Annotated in this window: 8 protein-coding genes, 1 tRNA gene, 1 other RNA gene and 2 pseudogenes; 7 read left to right on the top strand and 5 right to left on the bottom strand. The window is 62.9% G+C overall.

Annotation, left to right across the window (positions count from 1 at the left end):
• Positions 1 to 19 precede the first annotated feature (19 nt).
• Positions 20 to 700, bottom strand: a pseudogene (locus XAXN_RS19405) (PdaC/SigV domain-containing protein); the annotation flags it as partial.
• A 50-nt stretch (positions 701 to 750) separates the two neighbouring features.
• Entirely contained in the window at positions 751 to 1,020 is a 270-nt protein-coding gene (locus tag XAXN_RS19400) for a GNAT family N-acetyltransferase (RefSeq protein WP_054320733.1), read from the bottom strand.
• Here XAXN_RS19400 and XAXN_RS22605 point away from each other — a divergent pair.
• From XAXN_RS22605 to XAXN_RS22190, 3 genes are all read left to right on the top strand, one after another.
• On the top strand, positions 964 to 1,116 hold the full coding sequence (locus XAXN_RS22605; protein ID WP_167694837.1) for a hypothetical protein: 153 nt from the start codon (positions 964 to 966) through the stop codon (positions 1,114 to 1,116). The two genes, XAXN_RS19400 and XAXN_RS22605, sit on opposite strands and share 57 nt — an antisense overlap.
• A 122-nt stretch (positions 1,117 to 1,238) precedes the next feature.
• Positions 1,239 to 1,427: a hypothetical protein gene (locus XAXN_RS19395; protein ID WP_054320731.1), complete on the top strand. Its 189-nt coding sequence runs from the start codon at positions 1,239 to 1,241 to the stop codon at positions 1,425 to 1,427.
• 99 nt (positions 1,428 to 1,526) lie between these two features.
• Positions 1,527 to 2,289 (top strand): IS5 family transposase gene (locus tag XAXN_RS22190; protein WP_134984932.1). Its coding sequence is split into 2 segments (ribosomal slippage): positions 1,527 to 1,846 and positions 1,845 to 2,289, totalling 765 coding nucleotides; the frame shifts between segments, so codons are not numbered across the junction.
• A gap of 255 nt (positions 2,290 to 2,544) precedes the next feature.
• Here the strand turns inward: XAXN_RS22190 and XAXN_RS19380 are convergent.
• Positions 2,545 to 3,153, bottom strand: a complete 609-nt coding sequence (locus XAXN_RS19380) for a rhomboid family intramembrane serine protease (protein WP_042821801.1) — start codon at positions 3,151 to 3,153, stop codon at positions 2,545 to 2,547.
• Between the two features lie 7 nt (positions 3,154 to 3,160).
• The gene (locus XAXN_RS19375) at positions 3,161 to 4,747 is read right to left on the bottom strand and encodes a POT-type proton-dependent oligopeptide transporter (protein WP_425511789.1); all 1,587 of its coding nucleotides are present in this window, start codon (positions 4,745 to 4,747) and stop codon (positions 3,161 to 3,163) included.
• 346 nt (positions 4,748 to 5,093) lie between these two features.
• On the opposite strand from XAXN_RS19375, the gene XAXN_RS19370 reads away from it, so the two are divergent.
• The 3 genes and pseudogenes from XAXN_RS19370 (at position 5,094) to XAXN_RS19360 (ending at position 9,459) form a co-directional block, all read left to right on the top strand.
• Entirely contained in the window at positions 5,094 to 6,863 is a 1,770-nt protein-coding gene (locus XAXN_RS19370) for a M14 family metallopeptidase (protein ID WP_054320729.1), read from the top strand.
• Positions 6,864 to 7,040: 177 nt separating this feature from the next.
• A pseudogene (locus XAXN_RS19365) lies at positions 7,041 to 9,230 on the top strand (beta-glucosidase).
• A 143-nt stretch (positions 9,231 to 9,373) separates the two neighbouring features.
• A tRNA-Leu gene (locus tag XAXN_RS19360) sits at positions 9,374 to 9,459 on the top strand.
• Between the two features lie 4 nt (positions 9,460 to 9,463).
• Here the strand turns inward: XAXN_RS19360 and XAXN_RS23550 are convergent.
• On the bottom strand, positions 9,464 to 10,051 hold the full coding sequence (locus XAXN_RS23550) for an STY0301 family protein (RefSeq protein WP_338133126.1): 588 nt from the start codon (positions 10,049 to 10,051) through the stop codon (positions 9,464 to 9,466).
• Between the two features lie 177 nt (positions 10,052 to 10,228).
• Between XAXN_RS23550 and XAXN_RS22185 the strand changes: the two genes are divergently transcribed.
• Positions 10,229 to 10,304, top strand: a non-coding RNA gene (locus XAXN_RS22185) — sX9 sRNA.
• Positions 10,305 to 10,478 lie beyond the last annotated feature (174 nt).

Genomic DNA, 10,478 nt, shown 5'->3' with positions numbered 1-10,478 from the left:
TTGATCAGCGTTGCCCTAACTGCGCAAAATTGTCCACCTGCGCGGCGGTTCCTTCGGCAATCATGCGATCGGCCGAAGCTACCTGCTCAGCCTGCTCTTCTACCGGCACACGATCGGCCTGGACACGCTGGGTTGCTGCTGCATGCAATTGGGACGCGACCTCCCGGCCGATCTTTTCCCAGCCTGCCGGATCCGGAATCAATGCTTGCGCGGTCAATTGCTTACGCTCCTTGACCAACCAGACAAAGCGCGCCACCAGCGGCTCGCCATGCGCGCCGCCGGTGTACCTGCTGCCGTCGGCGGAAATCACGATCAGGTCGGGGGTCTGCAACACGGTTTCGAATGCCAGCGACAGCTCATACGGCGCGGGCGGTTTGTCGTTGCCCAAGCCGGATACTGCCTGCATCAGCTCGGCACGCGCATCCTGCGCATAGCCGCGAATGAGCGCAGTGAGTTCCGGATATGCATCCAGCCCACGCGGATAGCTGATGCCCACCATGTAGGCGGGTGCATGTTCGATCACATCTTCCAGCGGGCCGCTCTGCACAACAGTCGGCTCTGCAGGCGGTGCTGCCGCAGGCGCTGCATCGGCTGCAGCCGCGCCCGGCTCTGCCGTTGTCGGGGCGCGCTGCGTACAACCCGCCAACACGGCCAGCACCAGCAAGCCCTGCACTGCCTTCACTCCAAGCAACCGCCCCATTACCACCTGCTCCCCTGCATGAATAGTGTTTCGAAAAGACCCAATGCTGGTCAGTCCAGCAAATCGTGATACTGCGGATGCCGCCGCACATATGCATCGGCATAGCTGCAGGCCGGGACCACCTTCAAACCGTGTTGCCGCGCGAATGCCAAAGCGTCCTCGACCAATGCCGCAGCAACTCCGCGTCCGCTGACCGCCTCCGGCACCTGCGTGTGCGTGATGGTCATGATCTCACCCTCGCGCCGATAGGCCAGTTCGGCACGATGTCCATCGGTGTCTATATTGAAACGCTGCCGGGCCGGATCGTGTTCTGCGTGCACTGTCGACGCCTCGCTCACGTTCTTCGCCAGCAAGAAATGGCGGTCAGTGTGACCAGCGCGATGCCGCGCCTGCGTGAAAGTGAATCGATGCTGTGATCGGTTGCGCAACACCCGCTCAAGTTCCTCCGGGGCGCGCCGATAGCTGATCCGAAGGCAATCACGGCAACCGGTTTGCGGAAGCAGCGACGTCTTCGCCTTACCTACGAGGGAGCCACCGCATGAACAACGATTCGGCAGGACACAGCGCAGACAGCGACAGCTCGTTGCTGGAGGGCCTGTTCCAGTTCGCTCTCAAGGGCGATACCCACAATCCGGATTTCACGCAGCTCAACGATACGGTGTACGAGCGTCTGCAGCAGGCCTACGGCGTGGCATCCAGCGCCGACCAGGAACGCAACGCGGGCTGAGCTGGTGCATCGCTGCGCAGCGGTCTCATACGCTGTGCAGTCGTTGAGCCCATCTAGAGCCTGTAAACACTAATGGATTAAGCGATTAAACTATCAGGCATGGAGATCACGCCAGCGCAATTTTCCCTGATCGAACACTGCCTGCCGGCGCAGCGCGGCAATGTCAGCATGACCAACCTGCAAGTGGTCAACGCCATCCTTTACGTTGCCGAGCATGAGTGCAAATGGCGCTGCCTACCCAAGCGCTTTGGCAACTGGCACACTGTGTACACGCGCATGAACCGTTGGGCCAAAGCGGGTGTGCTGGACCGGATGTTCGCCCAATTGCAGAAGTCCAAGATCGTACGCATCAAAATTGAAGCGGTTTCACTGAACTCCACCATCGTCAAGGTGCATCCAGATGGCACGGATGCATTAAAAAAACCGCCCGCAAGCCATCGGCAAGTCGCACGGTGGATGGAACACCAAAATTCATCTGGTTGCCGCAGATGCTCGAACAGCCATCACCTTCGGATTGATGCCTAGCAACGCGCATGACGCACCGGCAGGCCGCACGTTGCTTGAACATCTGGGGGCAGTGGAGCGGCCGATTCATTTGTTGATGGACCCTGCTTACGAAGGCAACCAAACCCGCCAGTTGGCGCGCGATCTTGGCTTCGTGCCGGTGGTCCCGCCGAAATCCAATCGGGTCGAGCCTTGGGACTACAACAGGGAAATGTACAACCGGCGCAACGAAGTAGAGAGGCTGTTCCGTCGCTTGAAAGGCGACCGCCGAATTTTCACTCGCTTCGAGAAGCTGGACGTCATGTTTCTCGGTTTCCTCAGCTTCGCCCTAGTCGTTGAAGGGCTTCGGATGTGTTAACAGGCCCTAGCAAGTCTATCAAGACCGTGCCATCGCGTCGGTCTGATCTGGCTCGTCGTTATCGGGCCTGCTTCTTAACCGCTTCCCGCGACGGTCCGGTCCGTACGCGCCAGCAGTCGTCGGGTGTTTCACTGCGCTCGCTGCATCCACGCTTCGGCTTGCAGAAGCCGCGCGCTGCGCGCACGGAACTCCGCTATCTACCTGCGACAACGTCAGCGCGTTGAGCTTGGGCAATGTAACCGCCGCTCGTCGCGCTCAGCCGAAGCGCGGGTTGGAGAGCTGTTCCAGAAACACCTGCCACACGCGCGGCTCCATGATCAGCATGAACATCACGCCGAACGCAGCGCCGGCCAGATGCGCGCTGTGGTTGATGCGATCGCCGCCGCGGCGGTCCATCCACAGGCTGTAGCCGACGTAAAACACCGCATAGAGAATCGCCGGGGCTGGAATGAACAGCACCAGGATGATCGTCCATGGTTGCAGCAGGATGAAGGCAAACAACACCGCCGACACCGCACCGGACGCGCCCAGGCTGAGGTAATTCGGATTCTTCTGGTTCTTCAGGTAGCTGGGCAGGATCGAGACCAACAGTGCGGCCAGATAGAACAACGGATAGGTCAGCACGCTGCCGGTGAGCTGGGCCATCACGTTCTCGATCACCCGGCCGAAGAAGAACAGCGTGATCATGTTGAAAATCAGGTGCCCCAGGTCGGCATGGATGAAGCCATAGGTCACCAGGCGGTCGTATTGCTTGTGCTTGTCTACCGCCGGCGGCCACAGGATCAGCCGGTCGCTCAACTTGCGGTTGTTGAACGCCATCCACGAGACGATGCCGGTGATGGCGATCAGGATCAGGGTAATCATGCAGACCTCAGGCAGTACGGTAGTTGTCGACCATGCGATACCGGCGTGCATACAAGCCGAAGGCAAGTGCCGCCAGGAACGCGAAGGCCGCGAAGAAAAACATCAGGAAGGCCGCTTCGCTGAGCCCAGTATCGGCGATATGCGCGGTCACCGTCGCGTTGCGCACCGCTACGTTCGACAGCAGCACCCACAGATTGCCGACGGTGGTGGTGAGATACCAGAAACTCATCACCACGCCCTTCATCGACGGCGGCGCCTGGCTATAGGCGAACTCGATGCCGGTGGCCGAGACCAGCACCTCGCCGAAGGTGAGCAGTGCGTACGGCAGGATCTGCCAGGCGATGTGCATCGGCTCGCCACCGTCCATCACCATCTGGATCGCGCCCACCGCAATCCAGGCCACGCCACTGAAGGCGATGCCGCTGGTCATGCGGCGCAACGGGGTCGGCTCCCAGCCGCCACGGCGTAACAGCGGGTACAGCACTAGGTTGTTGAAAGGGATCAGCAGCATCACCAGCAGCGGGTTGAGTGCCTGCATCTGCGAGTGCGAGGCGGTGAACCAGGCCGGCATGGTCATCTCCCGCCCCTGCAGCACCCAGGTCGAGGCCTTCTGGTCGAACAACGAAAAGAACGGCGTCACCAGCGCAAAGATCACCAACACCCGCAACAGCGCCCGCACACCTTCCACCGCAACATCTGGATGGGTGCCACGCGCGCGCTCCAGCTGCCACCAGGTCCCGCCACCGATACCGGCCAGCAACAGCACCAGCGCGATACACAGGCACACGACGATGCCCAATTGCTCGACCAGTGCGAAGCCAGCCAGCGCCAGCAGCACCGAGACGATCGCCAGCAGCAAGCCCGGACGCCCCTGCCCGGGCACGTGCGTCAGTAACGCGGTGCGCACCACCGCAGCGAACCCATGCGGATCCTTGGGCGGCAATGGCACCAGCACATAGCGCTTGCGCCCCAGCCAGAACACGAGCGTGGCCACGAACATCAGGATGCCGGGAATGCCGAATGCCCAGGCCGGGCCAAGATTCTTCAGCGCCAGCGGAATCAGCAACGACGCAAACAGCGAGCCGAAATTGATGGTCCAGTAGAACGCGTCGAACACCACCTTGGCCAGGTGCTTGTTGGACTGGTCGAACTGGTCGCCCATGAACGATGCCACCAGCGGCTTGATGCCACCTGCGCCTAGCGCGATCAGGCCCAGACCCAGGAAAAACCCGTCGCGACTGCCTTCAAACAGCGCAAGGCAGGCATGTCCGGTGCAGTACACCAGACTGAACCACAGGATGGTGTTGTACTTGCCGAAAAAGCGGTCGGCCAGCCAACCGCCCAGCAACGGGAAGAAATACACACCGATCATGAAACTGTGCAGGATGTGCTTGGCCTCGGCCTCGCGCCCCGGCCCGCTGATTTCCTGCAGCAGCAGCGAGGTGATCAGGAACTGCACCAGGATGTTGCGCATGCCGTAGAAGCTGAAACGCTCGCAGGCTTCGTTGCCGATGATGAAAGGGATCTGGCGCGGCAGCTGCGCGCCGGCAGAAGCGCCTGGCGAGATGGAGGTGGTCAAAGGCAGTCCGGTCATGCTGAAAACAGGCCCTATCGTACCGGCGCCCGCCCGCCGGCCGCCATTGCCCCCGCGGGAATGCCGGCCGCGGGCACTGAGCGGACACGGCCGGCGGACTTCACTCTGGCGTGATCGATGTCGTACAGGTCCACCGAAAACGACACTGTGCCAAACGTTGCACAGCATCCGCGTTATTGGCGCCTATCTCGAAGGTCGCTCAGCTGGTCAACGAAACGCCGCCCCGCTTCCAGGTGAAAACCCACGCTTGTCACCGGTCACGGCAGGACCATGACGCAGTGCAGATTGGCCTTGCACAGCGGCTCGGCTACATTGCAAACGTTTTCCTGGAACACTGGACCGCTGGATGCCCCGCTTCACTCGCCTGGCCCTGAGCCTGTTGCTGTCGACTTCCGCCCCCACCGCACCGGCTGCCGCGCCGCTGAACACGCAGGCAGAGCGCAGCGGCTTTATCCAGACCGGCCGCTACGACGAAGTCATTGCATTGTGCGATACGTTTGCGCAGCGCTACCCGCAGGCGGTGCGTTGCATCCAGTTCGGCACCACACCCGAGGGCAGGACGATGAAGGCCTTGATCGCCTCCGCCAGCGGCGCGCTCGACGCGCAATCGGCCGCACAACGCAAGCTGCCGGTGGTCTTGGTCCAGGGCGGCATCCATGCCGGCGAGATCGATGGCAAGGATGCGGGCTTTCTTGCTCTGCGTGAGTTGCTCGACGGCAAGGCCGGCCACGGCGTGCTCGACAAGCTGGTGTGGGTGTTCGTGCCGGTATTCAACGTCGATGGGCATGAGCGCTTCGGTGCCTGGAACCGCCCCAACCAGCGCGGCCCCGAGCAGATGGGCTGGCGCACCACCGCGCAGAACCTCAATCTCAACCGCGATTACGTCAAGGCCGACGCGCCGGAAATGCAGGCCATGCTGCAACTGGTGCAGCAGTGGGACCCGCTGATGTATGTAGACCTGCACGTCACCGACGGTGCCAAGTTCGAGCACGACGTCTCGGTGCAGGTGGAGCCGGTGCATGCCGGCGATGCGAGCCTGCAGCGCGATGGCACACGCTGGCGCGACGCAGTGCTTGCCGACCTGAAAAAACAGGGCTCGTTGCCGCTGCCGTACTACCCCTCCTTCGTGCACGAAGACGATCCCAGTTCCGGCTTTGCCGATGATGTGTCGCCGCCACGCTTTTCGCACGGCTATTTCCTGCTACGCAACCGCTTCGGCATGTTGGTGGAAACGCATTCGTGGAAGGATTACCCAACGCGCGTGCGGATCACCCGCAACGCCATCGTCTCGGTGTTGCAGCAGGCCGCACGCCATGGCACGCAGTGGCGCGCCGATGCACTGGCGGCCGATCAGCGCGCCACGCGATTGGCCGGCACGACCGAACCGCTGAGCTTTGCCGCAGGCCCCCAGGCGCGCACGGTGGCGTTTCGTGGCTACGCGTATACGCGCACACCGTCGCCGATTTCCGGCGCGCTGATGACGCGCTACGACGAAAGCAAGCCGCAAGTCTGGAAGGTGCCGCTGCGCGACCAGATCAAGCCCGATGTGGTGGTGGATGCGCCACGCGGCGGCTACCTGGTGCCGGCTGCGCAAGCGGCCCTGGTAGGCGAAAAACTGCGCCTGCATGGCATCCAATTCACGACCATCGGCAATGTGGCGGAGCGGCCCGTGCAAACCTTCCGCGCCGACGCGGTCAAGTTCGCGGCACGCTCCAACGAAAGCCATCAGACAGTCGAACTCAGCGGGCAGTGGCGCAATGAAACCCGCAGCGTGCCGGCCGGCTCGTTGTTCGTGCCGATCGCCCAACCCAAGGCACGCCTGGTGATGGCGATCCTGGAACCGCAGGCGCCGGATTCACTACTGCAGTGGGGCTTTTTCAATACCGCGTTCGAGCGCAAGGAGTACATGGAAGGCTACGTCGCCGAAGAGATGGCGCGCGACATGCTCGCGCGCGATGCGGCGTTGAAGGCGCAGTTCGAACAGCGCATCGCCAGCGATCCGGATTTCGCCAACAACCCGCAGGCACGGCTGGAATTTTTTGCCAAGCGCCACGCATCGTGGGATGAGCGCTACCAGCTCTACCCGGTACTCCGCACCGCGCAGACCGACTTCTAACCACCTGCCGATTCTGCACGCGTCGGCGCGGCATGACCGCGCCGCCCATTTGGGCACTTCGGTGCCCCTCGTATGTGTTTTGACCCAGTACCACAAGGATATCCCGTGCCACAGCTCGATATGAAACCGTTTACAGCCTGCCAGAACCGTCCGCGCCCCCTGGTCCTGGCGGTCGTGATGGGCCTTGGCATCGCCCTGGCCGCGTCGCTGGCAGTCGCGCAAGGCGCGCCATCTTCGCAGCCTTGGATGGACACTGCATTGACCCCGGACCAGCACGCCGAGCGCCTGCTGGCGCAGATGAGAGAGGATGAAAAATTCCAGATGCTGCGCAGCTATTTCGGCCTGGGCACCGACAAGGTTCCCAAGCCCGAAGGTGCGCTCGGTTCGGCCGGTTACGTGCCCGGCATTCCGCGCCTGGGCATTCCCGCCCAGCAACTGGCCGATGCCGGCGTGGGTGTGACCAACCCCGGCGGCATCCGCAAGGGCGACTACGCCACCGCGATGCCATCGGGACCGTCGACCGCATCGAGCTGGAACCGGCAACTGGCGTATACCGGCGGCAAGACCATGGGCCGCGAATCCTGGCAGCAGGGCTTCAACGTGTTGCTGGCCGGCAGTGTCAATCTGCAGCGCGACCCGCGTAATGGGCGCAATTTCGAATACGCCGGTGAAGATCCGTTGCTGGCCGGCACCATGGTCGGCGAATCGATTCGCGGCGTGCAAAGCGAGCATGTGTTGTCCACGATGAAGCACTTCGCACTCAACGACATGGAAACGCGGCGCAACTTTCATAACGCGCAGATCGGCGAGCAGGCGATGCACGAATCGGACCTGCTGGCCTTCGAGATTGCGCTGAACATCGGCGACCCGGCCTCGGTGATGTGTTCGTACAACAAGATCAACGGCATCTACGGTTGCGAGCACGACTACCTGCTCAACCAGGTGCTCAAGCAGGAATGGAAATACCCCGGTTACGTGATGTCCGATTGGGGCGGCGTGCATAGCGGTTCCAAGGCGGCCTTGGCCGGGCTGGATCAGCAGTCGGCCGGCGAAGTGTTCGACGCGGCGGTGTTTTTCGATACGCCACTGCGCATGGCGGTATCTGCCGGCGTGGTGCCGCGCGCGCTTCGAAGACATGGTCAAACGCGTGTTGCGCAGCCTGTTCGCGCATGGCGCCTTCGATCATCCCACCCAGCGTCAACCCATCGATGGCAAGGCCGGTCTTCTGGCTGCCCAGCGCGTGGCTGAAGAAGGCAGCGTGTTGCTGCGTAACGAGCAGGCCATGTGTTGCCGCTGTCCAGGGACGTGCGCCGCATCGCGGTGATCGGCGGCTACGCCGACAAGGGCGTGATGTCCGGCGGCGGCTCCCCGCGCGTGGACTACACCATCAACGGCGGGAACGCGGTACCGGGCACCACGCCAACCACCTGGCCCGGCCCGGTGATCATCCATCGGTCCTCGCCGCTGCAGGCACTGCGTGCGGCATTGCCGAACGTGCAGATCGATTACCTGGACGGCAAGGACCGCAATGCGGCCGCACGCGCCGCCAAGGCTGCCGATGTCGCGATCGTGTTCGCCACCCAGTGGGCCGCTGAATCGGTGGACCTGCCGGACATGCGCTTGCCCGACAATCAGGACGCGTTGATCGAAGCGGTGGCCAAGGCCAACCCCAAGACCACCGTGGTGCTGGAAACCAACGGACCGGTGCGCATGCCGTGGGCCGAGCGCGTGCCGGCGGTGTTGCAGGCGTGGTATCCGGGGATCGGGGGCGGCGAGGCGATCGCCAACCTGCTGACCGGCGCGGTGAATCCTTCCGGCCACCTGCCGGTGACCTGGCCGGTAGACGAATCGCAGCTGCCGCGCCCGTCGATTCCAGGGCTGGGCTTCAAGCCGGCCAAGCCGGGCGAAGACAGCATCGACTACGCCATCGAAGGCGCCAACGTCGGCTACAAATGGTTCGCTGCGCGCAAGCTGACACCACGCTACCCGTTCGGCCATGGCCTGTCGTACACGCAGTTCCGCATGGGCGGGCTGCAGGTGGATGCACGCGGCAGCCAGCTCACTGCCACTTTCGAGGTGGAAAACATTGGTCAGCGCCAAGGCGCCGCCGTGCCGCAGCTCTACGTCACCCTGCCCGACGGCCACGCCACCCCACTGCGCCTGATCGGCTGGCAGAAGCTCACGCTAAAGCCGGGCGAAAAACGCAGCGTGCAGGTCGTGGCGGAGCCCAAGACCCTGGCCGATTTCGATGTCAAGGCACGTCGCTGGACGATTGCCGCGGGCACTTACCGCGTGCAACTGGCACGCTCGGCGAATGAGTCGGTGCAAACTGCCCAGGTCACGCTGCAGGCGGCACAGTTGCCGTGAGCGCACGTGGCGCATGCACCGATGCATGCGTGCGCCAGCATCGGACTGGTTCGGTTGCCGTGCTGCGTACGGCGCGACGAAAAAAATGTGCCGGGTGCGTTGACAGTCTCGCGCGCAGCTTGCACAATTCGCCCCCCTGAGTCGCCCAGGTGGCGGAATTGGTAGACGCACTAGCTTCAGGTGCTAGCGGGGCAACTTCGTGGAGGTTCGAGTCCTCTCCTGGGCACCACGACTCACGGTAAATCGTAAAAAACCTCGCTTCGGCGGGGTTTTTTGCGTTTGGGCGATCGCATAGGACAGGCAGCGCGGTGCGCTGATCGACAGTGCGCTGCTGCCTGCTCGACTATCCGGTCGGGCGCGCTACTCGCAGTCGAAAGATGCGCTCCGTTCGGCTGCGGGCATGGGGTCGCTGCGCAAGGTGCCTGTGCAGGTGCGTGCGGCACGCTGATGCGCAGGGACACCTGCACTGCCTCACCGTACGCGCAGACCACATACGTGCCGTGCGGGTCTGCATCATCGAAACGCCAGACCCAGCGCGCCAAGCCACGCGGCTGCGCTGCTTCCGCGTTGCGCGGCATCAGAGCGGCACGCTCGCGAGGGTGGCCCGAATACACGCCGATCGACGATAACCGCAGCGCCTGATGCGGGTCGGCGCCGAGCTGCGTGCCCACCGGCAGGTCCGGGCTTCGCAAGGTGCCATCGGTGAGGCGCAACGCTGGCGGACACTGCAATGTAGGTTCGGCCAAGGCAGGCAACGCAAGCGCCGGTGCGAGAAGCACTGATAGGCACTGCAATGCACTGACGAACGACGCCCCTGCCATGATCGCAAACCCCTGACGTGCAACTGCACCGTATGACGCGGCAACGCTGCCGCGCTTCGAAACCAGATCGCGCTGCGGACCTGGACACGCAGGCCTGCGGCGCGTTGCGTGGCTTAGAGCGGCTAACAAAACTACTGCGCAGCCGCCAGGCGGGCGCGGCCGGTGCTCGGAATCCTCATGTACCCCTCGTACACTACGGTTCCTGTGCGCCGTCCACGCCCACCTGACGACCGCTCGCTACGTTTTGTTAGCCACTCTAAGACCAATTTCAAATCAGCTTTACTGGAATTGGTTTATTCGGCAAATCACTTCACGAGAGAAAATGCGCTTTCCATGCGTCTGTCTCTGTCAGCACGCACGATCACGCGCCGGTCGCCTGACTGTCATCGGCGTGCAGCACAAACGCGCGAAAAACGTGAGGTCGATC

It is taken from the genome of Xanthomonas axonopodis (assembly GCF_001304695.1).
GTDB lineage: Bacteria > Pseudomonadota > Gammaproteobacteria > Xanthomonadales > Xanthomonadaceae > Xanthomonas > Xanthomonas axonopodis.
This window is presented reverse-complemented; position numbering and strand designations above follow the sequence as displayed.

Bases quoted from the DNA above. Each gene is read 5' to 3' on its own strand.
- XAXN_RS19395 (WP_054320731.1), top strand. From the start codon at position 1,239: ATGAACAACGATTCGGCAGGACACAGCGCAGACAGCGACAGCTCGTTG.
- XAXN_RS19375 (WP_425511789.1), bottom strand. From the start codon at position 4,747: ATGACCGGACTGCCTTTGACCACCTCCATCTCGCCAGGCGCTTCTGCC.
- XAXN_RS23550 (WP_338133126.1), bottom strand. From the start codon at position 10,051: ATGGCAGGGGCGTCGTTCGTCAGTGCATTGCAGTGCCTATCAGTGCTT.
- XAXN_RS19370 (WP_054320729.1), top strand. From the start codon at position 5,094: ATGCCCCGCTTCACTCGCCTGGCCCTGAGCCTGTTGCTGTCGACTTCC.
- XAXN_RS22605 (WP_167694837.1), top strand. From the start codon at position 964: ATGTCCATCGGTGTCTATATTGAAACGCTGCCGGGCCGGATCGTGTTC.
- XAXN_RS19380 (WP_042821801.1), bottom strand. From the start codon at position 3,153: ATGATTACCCTGATCCTGATCGCCATCACCGGCATCGTCTCGTGGATG.